Genomic DNA, 21352 nt, shown 5'->3' with positions numbered 1-21352 from the left:
GGCGCTCTGCCTCTTCCTTGGCGATGCCATATCGCTCCTGGATACGCCCCAAGAGCTGGTCCCGGTTGCCCTCGATCCGATCAAGATCATCGTCGGTGAGGTCACCCCACTGCTCTTTCGCCTTGCCTTTGAACTGCGTCCATTTTCCCTTTGATTTGATCCCAGTTCATATGTTCCTCCTTGCTTGCGCGCCAGCTCGCGTTGTTGAAAGCCACCTTTCAGGAGAAACCGCTCAGGCGATAGGCTCGGTTGATGCCAACAAAAACTGGGTTGCCAATGCCCTTGCTACAAGCCCGGAAGCCTACGCAACGCATCGAGGAGATCGGGAGGACAGCCCGGGGGCTTTGGAACTCGCCTTAATCCGGCAACAGGATCTGAAGCTTTACGTCCGCGGGCCGGGCTTCGACTGCGCGGTCGAAGGCGTTGATGGAATCTTCGAAGGGGAAGGTCGCCGAAATGAGTGGCTTTAGGTCGACCCGGCCCGACCCCATCAGCGCGATTGCCCGCTCATATTGGTGGGCATATCGGAATACCGTTTCGATGCGAACTTCCCTGGTCGAGGCGGTGGCGACATCGAATGCGATCGGCGCCACCGGCAGGCCGACGACCACTACCGCGCCACCGGGCCGCGGCAGATCGAGCAGGGTCTCCCATGCCTTGGACGAGCCCGAGCATTCAAACACCACGTCGGCGCCCCAGCCATCGGTCAGGCGCCTTACCTCCGCCGCCAGGTTCCTGTCGCGGACGTTGATCGGGATCACGCCTTGATAGCCGCCGGCGATGTCGAGCTTGGGTTGGGCGAGATCTGCAACAACGGCGCGGGCGCAGCCGCCGGCGAGCGCCGCGATCGCCACCATCGTGCCGATCGGCCCTGCGCCAATCACCACCGCCGTGTCGCCCGGCGCGATCTTTGCTTTGGCAGCCGCCTGCATGCCGACAGCGAAGGGCTCCACCATGGCGCCTTCGGCGAAGCTGACATTGTCGGGCAGTTTGAAAGTGTAGTTGGCGGGGTGGACGACATAGGGCGTCAGCACGCCGTGGACCGGCGGCGTTGCCCAGAACCTGACCGCTGGATCGATGTTGTAGAGGCCGAGCCGGCTCGCCCGCGAATTGGGATCGGGGATACCCGGCTCCATGCAGACGCGGTCGCCGACCTTCAGATGCTCGACGCCTTCCCCCGTTTCGGAGACGGTGCCGGCGGCTTCATGGCCCAAGACCATCGGCGCTTCGACCACGAATGGGCCGATGCGGCCATGCGTATAGTAGTGCACGTCGGAGCCGCAAATGCCCACCGTATGGATCTTGATGCGAACTTCGCCCGGGCCGACGGTCTGTGGCAGATCGATGTCACGCAGCTTGAGTTCGTGTTGGCGTTCAAGGACAAGGGCGCGCACGTTCGTCATCGACGTAGTCTCCTCTAAAGCCTATTGTAGGGGCCTTCGTGACCTTACTTGCACTCGGCGCGCTCATCATAGCCGCTCATTCACGGCTTCAAAATCCAGCTCGGAAAACAGCGGTGTTGCCTGATTCCGACTGTCCGTACCAACTTCCCGGCCAAAGGACTTTGAAGGCCGGCCATGCCGCCGCCGAATGCCCTCGGCGGAATGAAATAGTCGTTCGCCCCGAGACTCCCCACTCCTCAGACTCCAAGCCAGCAGGCCGGCATCGGCCAGTCATCAACAGGGGTCCAGCAGGTGCGCGACACCCGACGCTACATGCCATGGAACGCTTGCCCAATCCGCTTCTGGTCGATGCGGCCCACCAGGTGAAATGTCCGCTATCGTTTTTTGGGCGCCAGAAGTTTCCGGTTCGCTTCCGGCCCATAATGCTGCCGGGCGGCAATGCGCTCATTAACGTCAATCTCCATTCGAAGCGCTCAGGCCGGAAGCTGCCGTGCGTAAGAGGCCACGTCATTGCCCGCCGCGGATAAGTTTGCAGCCGGACAATATTGGCCAGCCGGGCGGTCCCAGCATTTGGCGCTTTCTCGGCGAGTCAATACTGAGCCTGCGCTTACGCGCCATCCTGCTCGACAAGACCAACGGCTGGACCCGATCGAGTGCAGACGGGTTCAGTTGGTGCTGGTTGTGGCGGTGAACCCGCACTGCTTTTGTTCCATATCGATCTGCTTCGTGATGCGGACGGCGTTCTGTGCGTAGGCCTCCGTCACGGAGCCACTATTCACAGTCTTGTCCTTCAGCGGGCTCACGCCTGCGCAGAGGTGGAAAACATGCGGCTCGCTGGACTTCGCGGCTCCGTTTTCGGGCGCGATCCAGTAGACGACATCCTGACCGGCGGGGTGGCTCGCGTCCCGCGTCGCCGCCGCCACGGCGGCGGTGTCCGTTGCAATCGCCTGCGCCTGAGCGGCGACATCGGGCGAACAGGCCGTGGTGGGCTGCCCCGACTTGATCTGGGCTGCGCATGCGTTCATATCCTGGGTGTACTGTTCGACCGACGGGGGTTTGAAACTGATCCCCATGACCGTCGCGAGCACGGCCAGCGCAGCGCCGACGCCGCCGGCAACCTTCTTGGTCCGCGGATCCATGTTTTTGTCGGTGAGGATCAGGAAAACCAGCGGGAGGAAGGCAATCAGCGTGATGATTGCGCCGAGCTGGTTTTGGAAGAAGAACCTGGCCGCGTCGGATGCACGAGCCGGATCGTGCCTGTTGGCCGCCTTCCATAGCAAGTTGCCGGCGATTGCGAAAATCGCGATGCCGACCAGAAGGCCGATGACCAGCGGCAGGTGTCCCTGGTCGAACTTGTTCTGGCGAAGGAGCATAATTCCGTAGATCTCGCCGCCAATGGCGACGACCCACGAGAGTGCGGCGAAAAGGCGAAGACGTGTGGCGGAGGACTTCTGGCCCTGCGTCGCTTGCCAATCCTTGGTAACGTCTGGCTTGTTGTCGGTCATTGACCAGATCCCCTGATATCGACACTTCTGCCGGCGGCGTTAGACCAGAAGGCCAACCCGCCCTGCGCAGCGTCATTGAACGAGCGTCACCTGCCTCAGCGACACGGCGAAAATGTGAGCGCCACGGCAGGCCTCATCTCCATTCATGATTCATATTGCGCATGAGTGAATCCGTCCATACCCACGCAGGCAGACGCCTATGCGGCGATGGCTTCGTTCTTGTTAATCTCTGGCTCGAACTTGACGCTGCCTTCCCTCGCTTCCCGGCGGCGGTCGCGCCATTCCCGACACCAGCCGAAGCGAAGTGACGAGCCATTTTTAACGAGACAGTTCTAACGAGACAAACATTGCGGCAAGATCGACGCGGATAGCGGCCGTGGTGTTGGCTTGCATGCTGACCTCCAGGTGATGTTTGGCGACTTCGCTCTGGCAGAGCGCTGGTCGCGATTCAGTCGCCGCATGGACGCCAAGCTTGGCCCCGACCATTTGCATTGATAATAATGCAGATTTGCATTGTCTTATCGCGATGAACAGGAATGTTAACATGACAACGTTGACAGTGACGACAAGGGGACAGGTGACGTTCCGCAAGGACGTGCTGCAACATCTGGGCATCAAACCGGGCGAGAAGATCGAGCTTGATCTGCTGCCCGACGGTCGGGCGGAATTGAGGGCGGCACGGGCAAAGGGGTCGTTCCGGGACCTCCACGGGTTCCTCAGAGGCAAGACGAACGGCCGGGTGCTCAGTATCGAGGAGACCAACGAGGCAATGGCGGAAGCGGGCGCTATGGCCGGGTCCGGCGAGGAATGAGGGTTACGGCCGACACGAATGTGCTGCTGCGCGCCTATGTCGTCGATGATGAGGGGCAGGCGGCCATTGCCGTGGACCTGCTGGCCAAAGCGGACGTGGTGGCCGTGAGCGTGAAGGCCTTGTGCGAGTTCCCAGGGTTCTGGCCCGGCAGTACCAGACAGAGCGCGAAAATTTGCCGCAGCGATCCGGGCGTTGCTGAACACCGCGAGTGGTTGTCGTCAACCGGCCGGCAGTTGAGGCAGGGCTGTCAGTCCTCGATGCCGGCGGCGATTTTCGCGGACGGCGTGATCGCTTTTGACGGCGGCTGGCTTGGCAGGGATAGGCAGGTAGCCGTACAGCTTGCGGAGTTGCGACAATCTCGGACCAAAGGCAACAGGCGAAAAGATGAACAAAATTGATACTTTGATCCACCGAAGAGCTGACGATCGCCGGAAGACCGCGCAAGCCTGTGTAGCGCGTATTCTCCGGAACGCCAAAGCCCGCGGCGTCGATATCTCTGTTGTCGGATCCCTCGCGAAAAACCGTTTCCGCGTCCATTCGGACGTAGATCTGCTGGTGCACGGACGCACAGATCCCGCGCGCCGGGCCATGATAGAGCGCTTGGTGGCAGACCAGCTTCGGGGAACGAACATTCCTTATGACCTGATCTTTGCCTCAGACGTTTCGTCCGAACGAGTGCAGGAATTGCTTAATGACAGCGTTTAAGCATCCGGCATTCGCAAAACTGTCGCCAAAAATCGACTGCGCTGCGAAGGAACTGCAGCAAATCTAGGAATATCTGGCGGCTCATCGGAGTGAGCTGTCATACGGCGAATGGGGCGCGGTCGCAGCAGTTTCGCTGGGAGTCCACAATGTCTACAACGGCATCGAGGACACGCACGACAGTGATGGCGGCGGCGACGGCTCAGGAGGCCGGGCATCAGGTGGTCGCTGAACCAATGGCTCAGTTGTGCGCGCCGGAAGAGACTCTGCGGGCGTTGACCCCTGAGAATTGTCGGCTGATGGCGCTGATCCATCGGTATCGACCGCAAAGCATCACGGAACTGTGCAGATTGGCGGCGCGTCCGCAGCCGAACGTATCCCGCTCCTTGGCGGCCCTTGAGCGGGCGGGAATTGTCTCAATGGCGGGCTCCAGGCCGAAGAGACCCGAATTCGCCGTGCAACGAGTCACGATCGACCTCGCTGAGCTTCCAGAATGGCCGATGCGAGGCCGACGATTCGTGGAGACAAATTGCCGGACCATCATCTTTGCTGCGCGATGGGTGACAGGGGCAAAAGTCGATCAGTGGGTTGCGAAACCGCCGCTGACCAGGTTTCGCAAGTACTGGACGTGAAGCCGCATTTGCGCAGGGCTCGGCGTCCCGGAAGCATCGCCGATGCCTGCGCTGTGACTGCGTCCTTGTTATAGCCGGCATCGCCAACAATCGCCCAGCCTGACCCGTATGGCTTGCTGGCAACGCTGCGCCAGCGAGTGGCCTCTCGCGCCTTGCTGCGCCAAGACGGTCGGCGAAGGCAGGCCGTCCCGGCTCCGATCAAGAGCCCCGCGCGCCAGCCGGCCCACCAAGGTTGCCGCGATCACCCTTGATGTCGTAGAGCCTACGGTCGGCGGTTAAAATTGGTGGAGAAGAATATATGCCAGAGCACCTGAAACTCGTCTCGACTGCCAAGTCGCATGGCGGCGCCCAGCATGTTTACTCTCATCTTTCGACGAGCTGCTCGTGCGAAATGACGTTTGCCCTTTTCGTGCCTCCGCAGGCACGGGAAAGCCGTTGCCCCGTGGTCTGGTACCTCTCCGGGCTCACCTGCACCCATGCGAATGTAATGGAAAAAGGCGAATACAGACGTATTGCCGCCGAACTTGGCGTGATCGTTGTCTGTCCCGACACCAGCCCGCGCGGTGCCGACATTCCGGATGAAAAGGACAATTGGCAGTTCGGCAGCGGCGCCGGTTTCTACCTCGACGCGACGCAAGAGCCGTATGCCAAGAACTATCGCATGTATTCCTATATCGTCGAGGAGCTGCCAGCCGTGATCGGGCGCGAATTTCCCGCCGATATGGCGCGCCAGTCGATCTTCGGCCATTCGATGGGCGGGCATGGCGCGCTGACGATCGCACTGAACAATCCCGCGCGTTTCAGAAGTTGCTCGGCCTTGGCGCCGATCGTGCAGCCAAGCACAGCCGGCTGGTCGAAGCCGGCTTTCGAAAAATATCTCGGCCTGGATGAGGCCTCGTGGCGGCGCTACGACGCCACTTCGCTCATCGAGGATGGACACCGTTTCCCGGAATTCCTGGTCGATCAGGGAACGTCAGACGGTTTCCTCCAGGAGGGCCTCAGGCCTTGGCTGCTCGAAGACGCCTGCTCCAAGGCAGGCATTCCGTTGAAATTGCGGATGCAGGACGAATACGATCACTCCTATTTTTTCATTTCGACATTCATGCATGACCATATGACGTGGCATGCCGAACGGCTTTCACGAGGGTAGGCCGTAGGAATAGGTCGGCAGTCAGGCGGGCTCGGTGACGACGCCGATGCGCCGGTAGACGAATGGTTCGTCCTTCGAAGGAACCGTCGCAGCGCGCTGGGCCTCGTCGATCAGCATTGCCATGCGCGCATGGATCGGCGATTTCGCGCAAGCCGGGTCCGTCGCGGCGGCATCGCCGGCGATTGCCATCGCCTGGCAGCGACACCCGCCCCAGTCGATCTCGCGCCGCTCACAGTTGCGGCAGGGCTCCTGCATCCAGTCCGTGCCTCGAAAGGCATTAAATGCCGGGGAATCGGTCCAGATCGCGGCCAGGCTGCGTGTTCCAAAACGCTCGAAACCGAGCGACGGGATGGTCTGGGCGGCATGGCATGGCAGTACGGTGCCGTCCGGCGTCACCATGAAGGCGTCGCGCGCCCAGCCGCCCATGCACGGCTTGGGATAGATGGCGAAATAATCCGGCGTGACGAAATCTATGTTCATGATGCCGGTGAGCCGTTCGCGCGCCGCCGCGACGATCTCCGCCTGGCGGTCGACGGCCGCACGCTCGGGCATCAGTTGATCGCGATTGGTCAGCGCCCAGCCGGCGTACTGCACGTTGGCGATCTCGAGACGCTCCGCACCCAGCGAAAGGGCCAGATCGATGAATTCCGGTACCTCCTCGATATTGTGGCGATGGATCGGCGCGTTGACGGTAAGCGGCAAGCCGGCCGCGCGAGCGCGGCGTGCCGTTTCCAGCTTCTTTTCGTGGCTGCCCCTGTGATTGCCGATGCGCTCGGTGGTCGCCGGCCGTGCGCCTTGAAAGCTCAGTTGCAGATGGTCGAGCCCGGCTTCGGCAAATGCCTCGATGCGGCCATCCGCAATGCCGACGCCGGCGGTGATCAGGTTGGTGTAGACGCCGCGCGCCGAAAGCCCGGCGATCAATTGCTCGAGATCGCGACGCAGCGTCGGTTCACCGCCGGACAGATGCACCTGGAGAACGCCAAGGTCGGCCGCCTGCGAGAACAAGTCGAGCCAGCTCTGCGTGTCGAGTTCGCGATTGGCCTTCAGCAACTCGAGCGGATTGGAGCAATAGGGGCATTGCAGCGGGCAGCGATGCGTCAGTTCCGCCAGCATGCCGATCGGGGGGAGAGGGGGCTCGCTCATAGCTTCACCAGCAGCTTGTCCGACCATTCCTGCAGGAAGGCGACGACATCGGCCGCCACAGCCTCCCGTTCGGCATCATAATCTGCGGCAAGGCCGGCAATGATGTCGCCGACCGTGGACCGTCCGTCGCAGCGGCGCAATATGTCGAGGCTGATCTCGTTTGGCCAGAACACCTTTTCGGGCGACAGCACTGCGAACGCCTGGCGCACGGGGTCATATTGTATGCGCACGTGCTTCGGCAGCGATGGAACCGACTGCAGCGACACCATGGCTCTTTCGCGCAGTGCCATCATTGGGCTGCCTCCGGACGGAAGGCGCCGGGCGGGACATTGCCCGGCTCGCCATAGGCGTGTTGAAGCGCGTCGAGCATGGCCCAGAGTATATCGCATTTGAACACCAGTGCATCGATCGCCTGCTGCTGGCGTTCTGCCGTGTCGGCATGTTCGAGCACATAGGCGAGCGCGAAGTCGGCGTCGCGCGAGGCCTGTTCGGGCCGTCGGGTGAAATAGGCCAGCGTGTCCTCGGTGATATAATCGTATCTGGCCAGCATCGCGGGTACCCGCTCGCCGATGATGAGCGGCGAGAACATCTCGGTCAGCGACGACGCGACCGCCTCCAGCAGGGTCCGGTTCGTGCAAAAGGAGAGGTAAGCGCCAACCGCAAAACGTGTCGCCGGCAGGGCCAGCCTCTCGCTCTTCACCGCGTCGGCATCGAGACCGAGCGAGGTCGCCAGGTGCAACCAGCGCGCAATACCGCCGCTCCAGCCGTCCTCGCCGTCATGATCCTCGATGCGTTTGCGCCAGGCGGCGCGAAACGCCGGATCCTCGGCATGAGCGAGGATCATGGCGTCCTTGCGCGGAATGACCGCCTGATAGCAATAGCGGTTCAGCGCCCAGGCCTGCATCTCGGTCCTCGACAGCGCACCGCTGGTCATCCTGTGATGGAAAGGATGGCGGTTGTGATAGCGCTCGGCACCGACCTGCCGCAGCACGGCTTCGAGCTCTCTGGAGGACAGGCCGTTGCTGGCCGCGTCGTGCAAATCACTCAAAGTTCCATCTCCATCCCGTCGCAGCCCACTTCCCAGCCAGCCGCTTCGACGGCTGCATGCTCGGCAGAATTCTCGTCCAGAACAGGATTGGTGTTGTTGATGTGGACGAAGACACGGCGGCCGATCCTCACATCGGCCAAGCCGGCGATCGACCCCGCGTCTCCCGACATTGCCAGATGCCCCATGCGTGCACCGGTCTTTTGGCCGACGCCGGCAGCAATCATCTCGTCGTCGGTGAAGACCGTGCCGTCGAACAGAAGGCATGCGGCATCGGCCAGACGCGTGCGCAGGGTCGCATCGATGCGCGCGCAGCCGGGGATGTAGAAGACGGAGCCGCGACTGCCGGCACCGGCGATACGGACGCCGATCGTGTCGCCGGCATCGGAGCTGAAATTGGCATCCGGCTGGCCTCTTTCTTCGAGATAGAGGGCTATCTTCCCGGGCACGGGAAAGCTCTCGACAGCCACCCCGGTGTCGTGGCCGTCTGCGTCGCAGATCGACAGTTCTTGCGCCGGCGGCAAGATGCGTCGCGGCACGAGCGCCGGATCGAGGACATTGAAAATCGAATTCGCCTCCAGCGTCGCCAGAACCTGTGTCGTTGCATAGATAGCGAAAGGCTGCCGCTCACGCAGGCTGAGCAGGCCGGCCACATGATCGACATCGGCATTGGTCAGCACCACCGCGCGAATAGGTGTCGAGCGCAGCGGCGCATCGTGCGCGGGCTGCAATTCAGGCGTTGCCGCGATCTGCTGGCGAATGTCGGGCGAGGCGTTGAACAGAACCCACCCGAGGCCATCCGCCGACGCGGCGACACTCGATTGGGTTCGTGAATGCACACCAGCTACCCCGGTGCGAGCCGCACGGCTCAGACGATAATTGCAGTTCCATTGCGGAAAGCCTCCGCCGGCCGCCGATCCGATGATTCTCAAGCGCATGAAAACGCCCGCCCCGCGGCTTCTCTGACCAGCAGCCAATTTGCAGCCGCAAAAAACGGCCCGCCCGCTTTGCGCGCCTCAAACTCTTTCACGAAAATCCCATACGGCAAGGGGATGCGTGCCCCTGTTGCCAGGGACACGCACCTCTGCGGCCTACTTCTTGGGAGTAATTTCAGCAGGCAGATAGCGCGAAATTTCAAAGCCCGCAGCAACCTGACACATGGTCGGTTTTGTCCAGCTCTTCTTCATAACATTTCTCCTCTTCTACCAGCCCGAAGGGGCCGATCCGGTGGTTAGCCAACCATTGCAGGGCACCGAAGCAATGGCTCGTCCATCACGTTCTCAAAATGGACAAATGAACGCAAGGTTTTGAAAGACCGAAAAACAACTATCGAAAGTAGCTGTAGTCTTCTCTTCAATTGTTCATCGCGTAGGTTTTTCCTCCTCCTGACTCATCCCAACTATTGCGTAATCGGATTGTCGTGCTCGTCGATCAGCGGCACATTGTAACCCAGCAGGAGCTTGGTGATCTCCGCCTGGTTGTCCCTGATCACCCGGTTTAGCGTCCGTTTCCATTCCTGGTCGGACGGACGTACACCCATGGTAATGCGGTAGGACATGCGCGAGCCGGTTTTTTCCTTCAACAGCGGAACAATGGTGACATCGGCTCCGAGTTCCCTGGCATAGTAGCCCGCCATCGGCCCCCACAGGACCGCCGCGTCGATCTTGCCGGCGAGCATGTCCTTGATCATGACCTCCCCCATGGAAGGGGTGACGCGCGTATCCACCGCCAGCGGGTAGATCTTGGCGGTCCGCAGAAGCTTGTTGGCGGCCATGTTGGCGGTTGGCGGCGTGCTTTCGACGACGCCGATTCTCTTGCCGGAAAGTTTCGGGTCTTCGATCGTCTCGATGCCTTCCATGCCGTTGCCTTTGGGGTATACCAGCACATAGGCGGAGCGGTAGTAGGCGTTGGTGTTCTGCACCAGTTCATCGCCTTGGGCGTAGCCCATGATGATGTCGCATCGATTGGCCCCCAGCGTATTGCGCACAAAGCCGGTGACAGTGGGAAACCACGTGTAAGCGACTGATTTCCGCCCCGTCTTCTTGGCAACCAGTTCAGCCAGCTTGTTTTCGAAGCCTTGGCCGTTCTTGTCGGTAAAGGGCATGTTCGAGGGATCGGCGCAGACGCGCAGAATGTCGGGATCGACCAGTTCGCCCGCAGCGCCAAGCCCGGCATTTTGCGCCAGAACATTCGACGGCAGCAAGGCGAGCGCGCCGAGGATCGATAGAACGACACGCAGCTTCGATGCAGTGCAGCCGGTCATATCATCCACCCATGCAGGATGCTTCGGCATCCTTGGCTGCCTGAGCCTTGTTTTCGTGCTTCGGCGGCCTGCCGCGGGGTGCCGCGCCATCGGCGCGCGCGCGCAGATAGACGTAGAGATCGTCCAGGTAACAATAGACGTTCTTGTTGTCGCCAAAGGCGGGCATGACGTTTTCCTTGCCGCCGCCGACATTCTTGCGGCCCTCGGCGACGATCGACAGGAACGTGGCGTAATCCATGGTCTTCAGGCTATTAGCCAGGGCAGGCGCATAGCTCGAACCTGTGGCGTCCTGTCCGTGACAGACATGGCAATCTGAGTGATACCGGCGGTACCCGCTGAAGGTGTACCAATCGACGGTTCCGTTTTCGATCTTGTAGGTCGGATTTCCGTCCGCATCTAAATATTTGCCTCCTTCTTGCTTCACCGCCTTGGCTTTCTCCATGCTGTCTTCGGCCCGTACCAGACTTGAGCTGGCCAGAGGCAGCAGGACCAGGGCGAGAGCGGAAACTGCAATGCGAACGATCATTCAGGCTCTTCCTTCGTTTGCCAGAAATCCTGGCTGCCGTCGTGCAGCGGCATTGATCGGAGTTGGGTGCGCGGCGCAATCGAGAGCCCGGTTCCCGGCTTCGGGGTGACCCGGGCTCTCGTTTTCGAACCTAGCCGTGAGGCTCTTCCCGGTTATCAGTCCGGGAGGCCGAAGACGGTGAGCTGGCCGCCCAGCGTCGTATAGTCGGCAAGTGCCGCATAACCGCCGACGGCACCCAGACCGGCGGTTCCAACGACCGCGGCCTGATCGCCCTGCGCACGGCCCTGATCAACGGCGCCATGCCAGGCGGCGGCGTTATCGGGCGAAAGCAGCCCACCTGCCAGACCGATACCGGCCCATCCACCGACGCCGGACAGAACGGCGACGTACTGCTTGCCGTCATGCTCGTAGGTCGTGATGTTGCCGATGATGCCGGACGGGGTCTTGAACTTGTAGAGTTCCTTGCCGTCCTTATCGACCGCCTTGATGTAGCCTTCGAGGGTACCGTAGAAGACGACGTCGCCATCCGTCGCCAATGCGCCCGACCACACCGAGAACTGCTCGGGCTTCGACCAGACGATCTCACCCTTGGCTGCATCCCAGGCAATGAAGTTGCCCATGTTACCGTCACCGCCGGGCGCCGCATACATCGACACGGTGGCGCCCACATAGGGCTGACCGGCGGTGTAGCTCACTTTGTAAGGCTCATAGTCCATGCAGACATGGTTGGTCGGCACGTAGAACAACCCGGTCTTCGGCGAGTAGGCGGCCGGCTGCTGGTCCTTGGTTCCAAGCGCGGCCGGGCAGATACCGGTCGAGTTGTTGTCTTCGCCGTTCTGCTGGGTCGAATACTTGGCCACGACCTGCGGGCGGCCATACTGGTCGCTCTTGGGATCCATGTTGACTTCCGTCGCCCAGTTCACTGCCGGATCGTATTTCTTGGCGACGAGAAGTTCGCCGGTGGCGCGATCCATTGTGTAGGCAAAGCCGTTGCGGTCGAAATGCACCAGCACGTCGTGCTTGGCGCCGTTGACCTCCATGCCATCGACGAGAATCATCTCGTTGATGCCGTCATAGTCCCACTCATCATGCGGGGTCATTTGGTAGAGCCATTTGGCAACACCGGTATCCGCATCGCGAGCCATGATTGTCATGGACCAGCGATTGTCACCGGGGCGCTGGACCGGGTTCCAGGTCGAGGGATTGCCGGTGCCGTAATAGACCAGGTTCAGCTTGGGATCATAGGAATACCATCCCCATGTCGTGCCGCCGCCCGTCTTCCACTGTTCGCCTTCCCAGGTGTTCGTGCCGGAATCCTTTCCGACAGGCTTGCCGAGATGGGTCGTCTTCTCGGGATCGAGAAGGGTGTCTGCGTCAGGACCTTCCGAATAGGCTTTCCAGGCGAGCTTGCCGTCTTTCAGATTGTAGGCGGCCAGCCAGCCGCGAACACCGAATTCAGCACCGGAGACGCCCACGAGCACCTTGTCCTTGATGACTACGGGTGCCGACGTGCCGGATTCGCCCTTTCCGCCGTCGGTCTGGTCTCCGTTCTTGACAGACCAGACGACCTTGCCGGTCTTGGCATCGAGCGCGACGACGGTGGTGTCGGCCTGGTTGAGAATGATCTTGCCGTCGCCATAGGCAACACCGCGATTGACCGTGTCGCAGCACATGATCGGAATGACGTTCGTGTCCTGCTTGGGCTCGTATTTCCACAGGATCTTGCCGTCATTCTTGAGGTCCAGAGCATAGACGTTGTTTGGGAAAGGCGTGTGGACATACATCACGTCGCCGATGACCAGCGGCCCGCCTTCGTGACCGCGCAGCACGCCGGTGGAAAAGCTCCATTTGACCTGCAGGTTCTTCACATTGTCGGCAGTGATCTGGTTGAGTTTGGAATAGCGGGTGTTGGCGTAGTCACCCGTCTGCATCGCCCAGTTCTTCGCATCCGATGCGAGCTTTGCAAGGTCTTCGTTGGCCGAAGCCGTATAGGCAGCGCCGAGCGATAAAAACGCCGCGGTCGTCAGAATGTAAGTAGTTTTCGCAAGTACACGCATCCAAAATCCTCCCGGGTTCGCAGTGAAGAATCGACCGTCAAGCCCCACAAGGGCTTGCCCAAGCAATTCATGTTGGGAAGTTATTTTCCGGCAGCTGTCACGACCTACCCCGAAGCAGAGGGCACCGTTACCGCCCGCCCCCCTTGGTCTTCGAAAGACTGCCGCCGCTCCCTGATGACGGTGGCGCTCTTGAAGCCGGAAACAGGAAAAAGCTATGTCATCGTAAAAGGCCAGGCAAGCAAAAACCTACAATGGGTCGCTGCACTGCAATATCGATATGGTGCGATGCAATATTTAGAAACAATTGAAATAAGAGCCGCGTGAAAAACTAATAAGAGGATGACCGCCAGCCGCGAGATATATAGCAAACATATTGTTCGCGTATTCTCGAGGTGATACACATTTGACTTTATTTCGATGTATTCTGCGGGGGCACTTACGAGTAAGTATGCGGGCGTCTCGCTCGTTGCCGATAGTGAGCGAAGCATGAAATGAACGTATGAAGGAGGGTGCGCAGCGGGTCATGAAGCGGGCTCTTGTCGGTCGATAGGGCATTCCTCCTTTGGTCCTATACGCAGGCCATGGGAGCTTGACTGGCTTTGCGGCACGTCGCCAATTGGAGCGATGACCCCGTCTGGATGCATGGTGTCCAGGCCAACTGGAGGTTCCTCATGATAAGGTCTGTTGGATCTCTCACCTTGCCGGTGGCCTTTGCGGCGACGCTGGCTTTTGCCAACTTGGCCAACGCCGCGGGAGACTACCCGACGGCAACGATTGCCGACTACGTGCTCGGCTGCATGCAAACAAATGGCCAGACACGTCAGGCGCTTGAAAGCTGTTCCTGCTCGATCGATGTTATCGCCTCGATCCTTCCTTACGATCACTATGAGAGGGCGGAGACCTTCAAAAGCATGTCGCTGACGACAGGGGAGGCGGCAGGGTTGTTTCGCGAAAGCGCGCCAGCGAAGGCGGCGCGCACGGAACTGAAACGCGCGCAGGCCGAAGCCGACGTACGTTGCTTTTAGTCAGGCGGAACAGGCACGCGTGGCAGTGCGCCTCACAGTCCCGCCGTTTCTATGGCCATTGGCTGCGAAATACCTTGCAATCCGCGTTCGAGCCGTAAGGCGATCAGGCCACACCCGGAAATTTTTGCTGGAATGACCGCAAAAGGTCGCTCATCACCTGTGGATTGCGATGTTGTCGCGGCAGTCTTACGTCGAACATGCCGAGCACGTGGGCTGGGCGCTGCGCAAGCACGATGATGCGGTCCGACAGCATCAGTGCCTCGCGCAGATTGTGCGTGACCATCAAGGCGGTCGTAGGCCGCGCTGACCAGACGGTCAAAAGCAATTGCCGAAGCCGCTCGGCGGTCTGTTCGTCGAGGGAGGCAAAGGGTTCGTCCAGGAAAAGCACCGCCGGTTCGGTGGCGAAAGCCCTGGCAAGCGCGGCCCTGCGCGCAAGGCCGAGCGAAAGCTCCGCCGGATAGAGCGAGCGCATGCCGGCGAGGCCGAGAGCGTCAAACAGCTCGTCGAGACTCTTCGCTCTCAGGCTTTTCGGCAGCGCCAGCCTGACATTCTGCTCCACCGTCCGCCATGGCAGCAAAGTAGGCTCCTGGAACACGGCGGCGATGCGGTTCGAGCCGCCTTGCGGCAGTTGGAAAGAGCCGGAAAAGTCTTTGTCCAGTCCAAGCAGGATGCGCAACGTCGTGGTCTTGCCGCAGCCCGACGGCCCAAGCAGGCAAGCGAATTCGCCCTGCCGGACCTCGAAGGACAGACCCTGAAGCGCCGTGATCGAGACGCCTTGCGCCGACCGGAAGATCTTTTCGGCGATATCGACCCTAAGCGGGACGACCGCGCCAACGGGTTGCATGTCGTTCAATGGGCTGCACCAGGAGAATTTCGATCACAAGCATCACCGCCACGAAAGCCAGCGTGTACGCGAGAATGGCGGCGACGTCGAAGAGCTGGAAATAGAGATAGATCTGGAAACCGACGCCATTGGAGCGGCCGAGCAGTTCGACCACCAGGACGATCTTCCAGATGAGGGCGATGCCGGACCGCGAGGCCGCGGCAAAATAGGGCTGCAGTTGCGGCAGCAGGACATGGCGGATGCGCTCGAGTGGGCCGAAGCGGTAGACGGCGGCCATTTCGGCATAACGCGGATCAAACGCCCTGGCGCCTTCGCGCATCGTCACCACGACATTCGGGATCTTGTTCACGGCAACTGCGCCAACCGCCGCCGCCTCGTTGAGGCCGAACCAGATATAGGCGAGCACGATGACCACCAGCGCGGGAATGTTGAGAAACAGGACCACCCATGGACTGAAGAACCGGTCCGCACCGCGGTGGCTCCCGAGGATGACGCCGATGACCGAGCCGATAATCATTGCGACGACGTACGCCGCAGCAACCCGTCCGAGTGTCGCGCCAAGGTGATAAAAAAGGTCGCCGCTCGCCGCTTCCCTGAGCAGCACCTGCCAGACCTGCCCTGGTGAGGGGAAAGCGCGGCTTTGCCACAGATTTGCCGCGAGGCTCCACAGCAGGCAAAGTCCCAGCAGGGAAACCGCTACCGTCAGCACCGGTGTCAGCGCCGTCGCAAAGCCGGATCGACGCGACTTGTCTTCCGTTGCGGTCATTTCGCGAGTTCCGGCCAGAACGTGCCGGGCGCCATCTCGGGCGCCCTGCCAACCAGCTTCTCGCCGCCTATCGCGGCCAGCACGTGATAGAGTTTGCCCGCATCGACCGCTTCTTCGGCGACCGGCCGTCTGGGGATGCCCTGGCGATAGCGGTCGCGCAGTTTTTCCAGCTCCTTGCCTTCTGCGCGCATGAGCGGCGCCAGGCGCAGCCATTCATCATCGGATCTGGCCAGCAAGTCCTTGGCCTGCTTGGAGGCCTTGACGAAGCCCCGGGCGGCATCCGGATTGTCGCTCGCCCATTGGTCGTGGAAGACGTAGCCGAGCGCCGACACGGGGCCCGAGGCACCCAGCGCTTTCGTCGCGTCATCCGCACCGATCAACCGGCGAAAGCCATTGGCCTCGAGCCGGGCGCAGAAATGCCAGAAATTGAGCACGGCATCGAGTTCGCCTTGCATCGCCTTTTCAGAAATCAGCGGCGGCGCGCCAAAGACGACGTCACAGGCTGTCGTCAGGTCGAGGCCGTGCTCGCGTCTGGCCAGCGCCTGGACCAGTAGCCAGCTCTTGTCGAGCGGGCCGCCGGCGACACCGATTTTCTTTCCCTTGAGGTCGGCGAGCGTCCCAATCGGCGATTCCTCCTTCACCATGATTGCCCCCACGGCGGTCGAATAAGGGGCCAATGTAAGATCGCCGCCCTCGGAGCGCTGGCGCGAGACCCACAGCCAGTCGGTCACGATCATGTCGATCGCGCCGGCCAGCAGCGCGACGTTGGTCGCATCCTCCCCGGCGAAGTAGACAATCTCCAGATCGATCCTGTTGGCCTCGTCGAGCTTGTGGCGTTTCAGCGTATCGAGTTCCCAGCTCACGGTGCCGAACTTCAGGACACCAATTCGGACCTTGGCGGCCGCAAAGACGGCAACCGGCCTTGAGGCGAGGATGGCCGCCAGAGCCGCCAAGCGCAGCGTCGTACGCCGCGAAATCATCATGGCGTCTCCTCTTTCAGGGCCGTCGACGAACCAGGAATGTCGATCAAATCGCTCGTTCCTTGCTCGGAACGGCACATTTCCAGCGCACGACCTTGAGACTCGGATGTTCCTGAGACCATTTTGCGATCTCGGCGGGCGCCAGGAACATGCATTGGAACAGAGAGCCGCGGCTCTCGAAATAGAGATGTTCATCTCGGCAATCGCCCGGATTGGCGCTAAGGCACACCGTTAAGTTAATATGAGATCGACCATGTCCATTTGGCACTTATCATCGCCTGCGCGGCGAACTCTCCAGAGTTCGTGCTTTGGAGTTGCGCGGATTCCTGAAGGTGCCCAAACAGCAAACCGGTTGGAGTGAGGCTACGCGTTCGGCCAATAGGCGTCAATGATGTGGACCGCCGTGTCGCTACACACTTCCCGTCGCGCAGTCGGGAAACGAAACAGGACCTTTGTACGATTGACTTCCCTCATCGGCAGTCTAGCTTTTCGAGGTGTGCAGGTCCTGCCAGTCCGGGGAGGAAGGACGAATGGTTCGCTCTCCAGCTTTAAAACGAATGCCGGCGATCAAGGCATCGACACGCGTAAAGTGTCCCGGGCACTCACACGATCAATGAGGAAATGCCATGCGCGCAGTTGCATTTTTCGCCGCCGTGTCCGTCGCCACCTTTGTCACTACCCAGTCTCAGGCACAGGATGCCGCGGCGGGTGAGAAGGTCTTCGCCAAATGCAAGGTCTGCCACGTCGCAGACAAGGACCAGAACAAGGTCGGCCCGTCCTTGAACGGCGTCATCGGCCGAACGGCCGGGACGCATCCGGGGTTCAGCTATTCCAAGGCCATGACCGAGGCCGGCAAGTCCGGCGTCAAATGGGATGAGGCCACGCTGACGACCTACCTTCGCGATCCCAGGGCGATGGTCAAAGGAACCAAGATGGCGTTTGTCGGCCTCAAGAAAGACGAGGACATCGCCAACGTCATTGCTTATCTGAAACAATTCTCAAAATAACGCGGTACTGCCGGCCGTTGGACTGCGCTCGGCCGGCGTTGGCTAGGCTTTGCGCATGGGGTCACGCAGCGTCTTGCAGCCTCTGCATCGCGGACGGCAGATCGAACAGGCTGTCGCAAACGAGGTCGGCGCCAAGCTCTTCAACGGGAATTTGGCTGTATCCGCCACGCAGCAGAATGACTGCCATGCCGGCGGCGCGGGCGGCGGCCACGTCGGCGCTGCTGTCTCCGACCATCAGCGTGTCACGAGGTTCGACCTGAAGCAGGTCGAGCGCCAGCAACAGCGCGTCTGGCGCCGGTTTCAAGTATGTCACCGCGTCTCCGCCGACGATCGCGCCGAGATATTCCGTCAGCCGAAAATGCAGCAGGATTTCGCGCGCCGCCAGCTGCGGCTTGTTGGTCACCACGGCCATGGCTATTCCGCTCAAATGCAAGTGCGTGAGAACCTCCCTGACGCCAGGCATCAGCCCCGTGCGGCCGGTCAGATGCCTGCGATAGATCGGCGCCATGACGCGGTTGGCCTCATCGAGCGCGCTGCCGAGGAGCGGCGTGCCGGAAGCCGCGAAGGCGCGTTCGACCAGTTTCCTGATGCCGCCGCCGATCATGGCCTTGACCTGATCCAGCCGCAGCGGCGGCAGATCGTGGCCGGCCAGCAATTCGTTGACGGCGGCCGCTATATCAGGCGCCGAATCGACCAGTGTGCCGTCGAGGTCGAACAGGATCGCCTTGGGCGAGCGAAACGGCCTGCCTGCGCCGACGTTCATGCAGCATCCTTCCACTTGATCGAACAGCCGATCGAAGCGATCTGGTCAAGCGGTCCGTCGCCGGTTCGGGCAACCTGCTTCATCGCCTCGAACAGGTCGCGCCTCAGCCTGGGCGATTCGGCGTCGCGTCGCGACGCGTCCAGCCGGCCGCGGTATTGCAGCGTCAACTCGCTGTTGAGCCCGAAGAAATCCGGGGTGCAAACGGCTCCGTAGGCACGCGCCACCGTCTGGTGCTCGTCGTGGAGATAGGGGAAAGTGAAGCCGTTCGTCCTGGCAAAGAGCTTCATGTTGTCGAAGGAATCATCTGGATAGGCGTCGCTGTCGTTGGAGTTGATCGCGACAAAGCCGATGCCTTCGGCCTTGAGGTCATTGGCGTCGCGCACCATGCGTGAAATCACCGCCTTCACATAGGGGCAGTGGTTGCAGATGAAGGCCACCACCAGCCCGTTCGGGCCGGCGTGGCTTAAGATCGAATGCGACGTGCCGTCGACGCCTGGCAAAACGGCGTCGATGGCTCGCCAGCCGAAATCGCAGACAGGTGGGATTGCCGCCAAGTTTTCCTCCGATGAAATGTTTGCCCTCCGATGAAACGGTTTACGCCGCTTTCCGGATCGCCCCGTCGGCCGCCTGCCTGATGGCGCCGATATTGGCGCGATAGGCCGCCTCGGTGCCGCCCTTAAAGATGGCCGAGCCGGCGACCAGCACATTGGCGCCGGCCGCGGTGACCAGCGGAGCGGTTTCGGGCGTGACGCCGCCGTCGATCTCTATGTCGATCGGACGATGGCCGACCAGCGCCTTGACCCGCCTGACCTTGTCGACGACCGCCGCAATGAAGGCCTGGCCGCCGAAGCCCGGATTGACCGTCATCAGAAGCACCAGATCGAGCCGGTCAAGTACATATTCGATGACGCTTTCCGGCGTTGACGGGTTCAGCGACACGCCGGCCTTCTTGCCGAGATTTCTGATTGCCTGCAGCGAACGGTCGAGATGCGGTCCGGCCTCGGCATGCACCGTAATGATGTCGCAGCCGGCATCGGCGAAGGCGCCGAGATAGGCGTCGGCCGGCGCGATCATCAGGTGGCAGTCGAAGACCTTGTCCGTTCGATTACGGATCGCCTTGACCACCGGCGGACCGAAGGTGATGTTGGGCACGAAATGGCCATCCATCACGTCGAGATGGATCCAGTCGGCACCCGCCCGGACGACCGCTTCGACCTCGTCGCCGAGCCGCGAGAAGTCCGCGGAAAGCACCGAGGGCGCGATGATTGTCTTGCTATCCATGGTCGTCGGCTCCCATTCTGTCGTCCGTTTCCGGTCGCTGCACACCAACCGCCGTCATCTTGTCAGCGCGCCTTCGTCTCCGGTTCGCCTTCGAGCTTACCTTCCGCGAACACGCGGCTGCCGCGAATATCGGATTCCTCGATGGTGATAAGATCGATTTTCGTCAACGCCCGGTCGCGCGATGCGAAAAGCCGGCCGGCCTGGCGCAGCCGCGCCCGGTCGAGGCTATTGCGAACGGAGCGGGCGTTGGAGAAATGCGGCAGCCGCATGCGGATCGGGAGATACTCTTCGAGCGCCTTGGCCGCCGCTTCGCTGAGGCGGTAATTCTGTTCCGCCAGCATGATCTCGGCGATTGATTTGAGTTCGCTGACGCCGTAGTCCGGAAAATCGAGGTGATGGGCGATGCGCGAGCGCATGCCGGGATTGCTGTCGAAGAAGCGGTCCATCTTGTCCTTGTAGCCGGCAAGAATCACAACCAGATCGTCACGGTTGTTTTCCATGCATTGCAGCAGGATTTCGATCGATTCCTGGCCGTAGTCGCGTTCGTTCTCGGGCTTGTAGAGATAGTAGGCCTCGTCGATGAAAAGCACCCCGCCCATGGCGCGCTTGATCACTTCGCGGGTTTTGGGCGCGGTGTGGCCCACATACTGGCCGACGAGATCGTCGCGCGTCACCGCGACCATGTGGCCTTCGCGGACATAGCCGAGACGATGCAGGATTTCGGCCATTCTGAGCGCCACGGTGGTCTTTCCGGTACCGGGATTCCCCGTAAAGTTCATGTGCAGCGTCGGCGCGCCCGAGGTCAGCCCGAACTTGCGGCGAAGCCGGTCGACCAGAAGCAGCGCCGCGATCTCGCGGATGCGGGTCTTGACGGGCTTCAGGCCGACGAGTTCGCGGTCGAGCCTGTCCATCACCTCGTCGATGTTGGACGCCTCGAACTCGGCCTGTAGATCAACCGATTCGCCCTGCGCGGCAGCGCTCTTAGCTATCGCGTCCAGCATGGTTCGCCTAGCTCCGTTCGCCTTCGGGCCTGTCGGTCGCATAAGGCACGATCGAATAGCCCTGACTGCGGCCGTCACGCTCTTGGCGCAGCAGCCGGAACCCGGGTTCATTGGGTGGCCGGTTGACGATGAATGACATGCGCGGTGCTTCCCAGCCCTTGGTCGAATCGAAGGCGGTGACCCGGACATACATGTTGGGCATAGCTCTCCGGCAATTGTTGACTTCAAGCAGGATGCCCGCCGGGTCCCTCAGGTCGAACATCGGGTTGCCGTACATTTCCCAATAGGTGTTTCGCGGATGTGGATCGTCCGTGTACTCGACGCTGACCGCCCAGTGGTTTTTCAGTGCGTATTTGATCTGCGCCGAAATCTGCTCATCGGTTAGCTCGGGCAGGAACGAAAACTGTCCCTGCGTGACCTTGTTTCCGGGATTGGTCATCATGGCGAC

At 61.0% G+C, this 21352-nt stretch carries 27 protein-coding genes; 8 read left to right on the top strand and 19 right to left on the bottom strand.

Translation table 11 applies throughout. The features are described from left to right. The 3 genes from NKH49_RS29275 to NKH49_RS29265 all read right to left on the bottom strand — a co-directional run. Positions 1 to 160, bottom strand: a 160-nt coding sequence (locus NKH49_RS29275) for a CsbD family protein (protein WP_352929047.1), incomplete at its 3' end; no start/stop codon positions are given. A gap of 196 nt (positions 161 to 356) precedes the next feature. Further along, positions 357 to 1403 (bottom strand): NAD(P)-dependent alcohol dehydrogenase, encoded by a 1047-nt coding sequence (locus tag NKH49_RS29270; protein WP_352929041.1) that lies wholly within the window; start codon positions 1401 to 1403, stop codon positions 357 to 359. A 665-nt stretch (positions 1404 to 2068) separates the two neighbouring features. Then, on the bottom strand, positions 2069 to 2908 hold the full coding sequence (locus NKH49_RS29265) for a succinate dehydrogenase/fumarate reductase transmembrane subunit (protein WP_352686130.1): 840 nt from the start codon (positions 2906 to 2908) through the stop codon (positions 2069 to 2071). A gap of 544 nt (positions 2909 to 3452) precedes the next feature. On the opposite strand from NKH49_RS29265, the gene NKH49_RS29260 reads away from it, so the two are divergent. The 5 genes from NKH49_RS29260 to fghA all read left to right on the top strand — a co-directional run bounded on the left by NKH49_RS29260 (position 3453) and on the right by fghA (position 6203). Further along, on the top strand, positions 3453 to 3719 hold the full coding sequence (locus NKH49_RS29260) for an AbrB/MazE/SpoVT family DNA-binding domain-containing protein (protein ID WP_352929039.1): 267 nt from the start codon (positions 3453 to 3455) through the stop codon (positions 3717 to 3719). After that, the gene (locus NKH49_RS29255) at positions 3716 to 4117 is read left to right on the top strand and encodes a PIN domain-containing protein (protein WP_352929037.1); all 402 of its coding nucleotides are present in this window, start codon (positions 3716 to 3718) and stop codon (positions 4115 to 4117) included. Before NKH49_RS29260 ends, NKH49_RS29255 begins: the two co-directional genes overlap by 4 nt. Beyond that, positions 4104 to 4424 carry a nucleotidyltransferase domain-containing protein gene (locus NKH49_RS29250; protein ID WP_352686134.1) on the top strand — a complete coding sequence of 107 codons (321 nt, stop codon included), beginning with the start codon at positions 4104 to 4106 and terminating at the stop codon, positions 4422 to 4424. Before NKH49_RS29255 ends, NKH49_RS29250 begins: the two co-directional genes overlap by 14 nt. 146 nt (positions 4425 to 4570) lie before the next feature. Then, positions 4571 to 5053: an HVO_A0114 family putative DNA-binding protein gene (locus tag NKH49_RS29245; RefSeq protein WP_352929035.1), complete on the top strand. Its 483-nt coding sequence runs from the start codon at positions 4571 to 4573 to the stop codon at positions 5051 to 5053. 298 nt (positions 5054 to 5351) lie between these two features. Beyond that, positions 5352 to 6203: an S-formylglutathione hydrolase gene (gene fghA, locus NKH49_RS29240; protein WP_352929033.1), complete on the top strand. Its 852-nt coding sequence runs from the start codon at positions 5352 to 5354 to the stop codon at positions 6201 to 6203. Between the two features lie 21 nt (positions 6204 to 6224). Here the strand turns inward: fghA and pqqE are convergent, their stop codons facing one another. The 8 genes from pqqE to NKH49_RS29200 form a co-directional block, all read right to left on the bottom strand. Continuing rightward, positions 6225 to 7346 carry a pyrroloquinoline quinone biosynthesis protein PqqE gene (gene pqqE, locus NKH49_RS29235; RefSeq protein WP_352929031.1) on the bottom strand — a complete coding sequence of 374 codons (1122 nt, stop codon included), beginning with the start codon at positions 7344 to 7346 and terminating at the stop codon, positions 6225 to 6227. After that, the gene (gene pqqD / locus NKH49_RS29230; RefSeq protein ID WP_352929029.1) at positions 7343 to 7639 is read right to left on the bottom strand and encodes a pyrroloquinoline quinone biosynthesis peptide chaperone PqqD; all 297 of its coding nucleotides are present in this window, start codon (positions 7637 to 7639) and stop codon (positions 7343 to 7345) included. The genes pqqE and pqqD overlap by 4 nt, the downstream gene beginning before the upstream one ends. Beyond that, positions 7636 to 8394 (bottom strand): pyrroloquinoline-quinone synthase PqqC, encoded by a 759-nt coding sequence (gene pqqC / locus NKH49_RS29225; protein WP_352929027.1) that lies wholly within the window; start codon positions 8392 to 8394, stop codon positions 7636 to 7638. Before pqqC ends, pqqD begins: the two co-directional genes overlap by 4 nt. After that, complete coding sequence (gene pqqB / locus NKH49_RS29220; protein ID WP_352929025.1) at positions 8391 to 9329, bottom strand: pyrroloquinoline quinone biosynthesis protein PqqB; 939 nt, start codon at positions 9327 to 9329, stop codon at positions 8391 to 8393. The genes pqqC and pqqB overlap by 4 nt, the downstream gene beginning before the upstream one ends. Before the next feature lie 153 nt (positions 9330 to 9482). Beyond that, positions 9483 to 9578, bottom strand: coding sequence for a pyrroloquinoline quinone precursor peptide PqqA (locus tag NKH49_RS29215; RefSeq protein ID WP_101918690.1), 96 nt, complete (start codon positions 9576 to 9578; stop codon positions 9483 to 9485). A 212-nt stretch (positions 9579 to 9790) separates the two neighbouring features. After that, positions 9791 to 10654, bottom strand: coding sequence for a substrate-binding domain-containing protein (locus tag NKH49_RS29210; protein ID WP_352929023.1), 864 nt, complete (start codon positions 10652 to 10654; stop codon positions 9791 to 9793). Between the two features lies 1 nt (position 10655). Further along, the gene (locus tag NKH49_RS29205) at positions 10656 to 11180 is read right to left on the bottom strand and encodes a c-type cytochrome, methanol metabolism-related (RefSeq protein ID WP_352474919.1); all 525 of its coding nucleotides are present in this window, start codon (positions 11178 to 11180) and stop codon (positions 10656 to 10658) included. Between the two features lie 155 nt (positions 11181 to 11335). Then, complete coding sequence (locus NKH49_RS29200) at positions 11336 to 13237, bottom strand: methanol/ethanol family PQQ-dependent dehydrogenase (RefSeq protein WP_352617352.1); 1902 nt, start codon at positions 13235 to 13237, stop codon at positions 11336 to 11338. A gap of 69 nt (positions 13238 to 13306) precedes the next feature. Between NKH49_RS29200 and NKH49_RS29195 the strand changes: the two genes are divergently transcribed. Then, positions 13307 to 13561: a hypothetical protein gene (locus tag NKH49_RS29195; protein WP_352929021.1), complete on the top strand. Its 255-nt coding sequence runs from the start codon at positions 13307 to 13309 to the stop codon at positions 13559 to 13561. Positions 13562 to 13908: 347 nt separating this feature from the next. After that, complete coding sequence (locus NKH49_RS29190; RefSeq protein ID WP_023678826.1) at positions 13909 to 14262, top strand: hypothetical protein; 354 nt, start codon at positions 13909 to 13911, stop codon at positions 14260 to 14262. Between the two features lie 103 nt (positions 14263 to 14365). Here the strand turns inward: NKH49_RS29190 and NKH49_RS29185 are convergent, their stop codons facing one another. The 3 genes from NKH49_RS29185 to NKH49_RS29175 are packed head-to-tail and all read right to left on the bottom strand — an operon-like array spanning position 14366 to position 16855. Beyond that, on the bottom strand, positions 14366 to 15106 hold the full coding sequence (locus NKH49_RS29185; protein ID WP_352929045.1) for an ABC transporter ATP-binding protein: 741 nt from the start codon (positions 15104 to 15106) through the stop codon (positions 14366 to 14368). Continuing rightward, a complete protein-coding gene (locus NKH49_RS29180) occupies positions 15075 to 15872 on the bottom strand; it encodes an ABC transporter permease (RefSeq protein WP_352929019.1) in 798 nt (265 codons plus the stop codon). The genes NKH49_RS29185 and NKH49_RS29180 overlap by 32 nt, the downstream gene beginning before the upstream one ends. Next, on the bottom strand, positions 15869 to 16855 hold the full coding sequence (locus tag NKH49_RS29175) for an ABC transporter substrate-binding protein (RefSeq protein WP_352929017.1): 987 nt from the start codon (positions 16853 to 16855) through the stop codon (positions 15869 to 15871). Before NKH49_RS29175 ends, NKH49_RS29180 begins: the two co-directional genes overlap by 4 nt. A gap of 623 nt (positions 16856 to 17478) precedes the next feature. Here NKH49_RS29175 and NKH49_RS29170 point away from each other — a divergent pair. Then, a complete protein-coding gene (locus tag NKH49_RS29170; protein ID WP_352503280.1) occupies positions 17479 to 17859 on the top strand; it encodes a c-type cytochrome in 381 nt (126 codons plus the stop codon). A gap of 61 nt (positions 17860 to 17920) precedes the next feature. Here NKH49_RS29170 and gph read toward each other — a convergent pair whose 3' ends face one another. The 5 genes from gph to NKH49_RS29145 all read right to left on the bottom strand — a co-directional run bounded on the left by gph (position 17921) and on the right by NKH49_RS29145 (position 21346). Next, positions 17921 to 18622: a phosphoglycolate phosphatase gene (gph, locus tag NKH49_RS29165; RefSeq protein ID WP_352929015.1), complete on the bottom strand. Its 702-nt coding sequence runs from the start codon at positions 18620 to 18622 to the stop codon at positions 17921 to 17923. Further along, a complete protein-coding gene (locus NKH49_RS29160; RefSeq protein ID WP_352474623.1) occupies positions 18619 to 19176 on the bottom strand; it encodes a thioredoxin family protein in 558 nt (185 codons plus the stop codon). The genes gph and NKH49_RS29160 overlap by 4 nt, the downstream gene beginning before the upstream one ends. Before the next feature lie 40 nt (positions 19177 to 19216). Beyond that, on the bottom strand, positions 19217 to 19903 hold the full coding sequence (rpe, locus tag NKH49_RS29155; RefSeq protein ID WP_352541879.1) for a ribulose-phosphate 3-epimerase: 687 nt from the start codon (positions 19901 to 19903) through the stop codon (positions 19217 to 19219). Between the two features lie 62 nt (positions 19904 to 19965). Continuing rightward, positions 19966 to 20904 (bottom strand): CbbX protein, encoded by a 939-nt coding sequence (cbbX, locus tag NKH49_RS29150; RefSeq protein ID WP_352503284.1) that lies wholly within the window; start codon positions 20902 to 20904, stop codon positions 19966 to 19968. 7 nt (positions 20905 to 20911) lie between these two features. After that, positions 20912 to 21346, bottom strand: coding sequence for a ribulose bisphosphate carboxylase small subunit (locus NKH49_RS29145; protein WP_352541881.1), 435 nt, complete (start codon positions 21344 to 21346; stop codon positions 20912 to 20914). Between the last annotated feature and the right edge of the window lie 6 nt (positions 21347 to 21352).

Origin of the sequence: Mesorhizobium sp. M1088, assembly GCF_040318575.1 — a bacterium.
Classification (GTDB): Bacteria; Pseudomonadota; Alphaproteobacteria; order Rhizobiales; family Rhizobiaceae; genus Mesorhizobium.
This window is presented reverse-complemented; position numbering and strand designations above follow the sequence as displayed.

Excerpts from the sequence above, each read along its gene's own strand:
- NKH49_RS29215 (WP_101918690.1), bottom strand. The coding sequence starts at position 9,578 with ATGAAGAAGAGCTGGACAAAACCGACCATGTGTCAGGTTGCTGCGGGC.
- NKH49_RS29265 (WP_352686130.1), bottom strand. The coding sequence starts at position 2,908 with ATGACCGACAACAAGCCAGACGTTACCAAGGATTGGCAAGCGACGCAG.
- NKH49_RS29170 (WP_352503280.1), top strand. The coding sequence starts at position 17,479 with ATGCGCGCAGTTGCATTTTTCGCCGCCGTGTCCGTCGCCACCTTTGTC.
- NKH49_RS29180 (WP_352929019.1), bottom strand. The coding sequence starts at position 15,872 with ATGACCGCAACGGAAGACAAGTCGCGTCGATCCGGCTTTGCGACGGCG.
- NKH49_RS29175 (WP_352929017.1), bottom strand. The coding sequence starts at position 16,855 with ATGATGATTTCGCGGCGTACGACGCTGCGCTTGGCGGCTCTGGCGGCC.
- NKH49_RS29205 (WP_352474919.1), bottom strand. The coding sequence starts at position 11,180 with ATGATCGTTCGCATTGCAGTTTCCGCTCTCGCCCTGGTCCTGCTGCCT.
- pqqE (WP_352929031.1), bottom strand. The coding sequence starts at position 7,346 with ATGAGCGAGCCCCCTCTCCCCCCGATCGGCATGCTGGCGGAACTGACG.
- NKH49_RS29145 (WP_352541881.1), bottom strand. The coding sequence starts at position 21,346 with ATGATGACCAATCCCGGAAACAAGGTCACGCAGGGACAGTTTTCGTTC.
- gph (WP_352929015.1), bottom strand. The coding sequence starts at position 18,622 with ATGAACGTCGGCGCAGGCAGGCCGTTTCGCTCGCCCAAGGCGATCCTG.
- NKH49_RS29200 (WP_352617352.1), bottom strand. The coding sequence starts at position 13,237 with ATGCGTGTACTTGCGAAAACTACTTACATTCTGACGACCGCGGCGTTT.
- pqqB (WP_352929025.1), bottom strand. The coding sequence starts at position 9,329 with ATGCGCTTGAGAATCATCGGATCGGCGGCCGGCGGAGGCTTTCCGCAA.
- NKH49_RS29260 (WP_352929039.1), top strand. The coding sequence starts at position 3,453 with ATGACAACGTTGACAGTGACGACAAGGGGACAGGTGACGTTCCGCAAG.
- cbbX (WP_352503284.1), bottom strand. The coding sequence starts at position 20,904 with ATGCTGGACGCGATAGCTAAGAGCGCTGCCGCGCAGGGCGAATCGGTT.
- NKH49_RS29210 (WP_352929023.1), bottom strand. The coding sequence starts at position 10,654 with ATGACCGGCTGCACTGCATCGAAGCTGCGTGTCGTTCTATCGATCCTC.
- NKH49_RS29270 (WP_352929041.1), bottom strand. The coding sequence starts at position 1,403 with ATGACGAACGTGCGCGCCCTTGTCCTTGAACGCCAACACGAACTCAAG.
- NKH49_RS29195 (WP_352929021.1), top strand. The coding sequence starts at position 13,307 with ATGTTGGGAAGTTATTTTCCGGCAGCTGTCACGACCTACCCCGAAGCA.
- NKH49_RS29185 (WP_352929045.1), bottom strand. The coding sequence starts at position 15,106 with ATGCAACCCGTTGGCGCGGTCGTCCCGCTTAGGGTCGATATCGCCGAA.
- rpe (WP_352541879.1), bottom strand. The coding sequence starts at position 19,903 with ATGGATAGCAAGACAATCATCGCGCCCTCGGTGCTTTCCGCGGACTTC.
- NKH49_RS29250 (WP_352686134.1), top strand. The coding sequence starts at position 4,104 with ATGAACAAAATTGATACTTTGATCCACCGAAGAGCTGACGATCGCCGG.
- NKH49_RS29255 (WP_352929037.1), top strand. The coding sequence starts at position 3,716 with ATGAGGGTTACGGCCGACACGAATGTGCTGCTGCGCGCCTATGTCGTC.
- NKH49_RS29245 (WP_352929035.1), top strand. The coding sequence starts at position 4,571 with ATGTCTACAACGGCATCGAGGACACGCACGACAGTGATGGCGGCGGCG.
- pqqD (WP_352929029.1), bottom strand. The coding sequence starts at position 7,639 with ATGATGGCACTGCGCGAAAGAGCCATGGTGTCGCTGCAGTCGGTTCCA.
- fghA (WP_352929033.1), top strand. The coding sequence starts at position 5,352 with ATGCCAGAGCACCTGAAACTCGTCTCGACTGCCAAGTCGCATGGCGGC.
- NKH49_RS29190 (WP_023678826.1), top strand. The coding sequence starts at position 13,909 with ATGATAAGGTCTGTTGGATCTCTCACCTTGCCGGTGGCCTTTGCGGCG.